The organism is Peribacillus sp. SIMBA_075 (assembly GCF_046534585.1).
In genome coordinates this window covers 1-228 of record NZ_JAWRYN010001795.1, presented here as the reverse complement: position 1 = coordinate 228, position 228 = coordinate 1, and the positions used below count along the sequence as shown (strand labels likewise).

Annotated in this window: 1 protein-coding gene; it reads left to right on the top strand. The window is 77.6% G+C overall.

What is annotated here, in order from left to right; all coding sequences use genetic code 11:
• A partial coding sequence (locus SB775_RS34630; protein ID WP_410865811.1) for a diguanylate cyclase occupies positions 1 to 228 on the top strand: 228 nt, incomplete at both ends.

Genomic DNA, 228 nt, shown 5'->3' with positions numbered 1-228 from the left:
CCGGCGGTTTCCCGGCGCGCCTGGGGGGTGACGAGTTCGCCCTGCTGCTGGCGGCGAGCCTGACCGAGGGCGAAGCGGTCGCCAACCGCCTGCGCGAGGCCGTCGCCGCGCTGGACCCGGCGCGCTCGCCCGGCCTGCGGGTCGGGGTCAGCATCGGCGTGGCCCTGCTGGCTCCGCACCACCGCGGCCTGGACGACTGGATGGGCTCGGCCGACCGCGCCATGTACG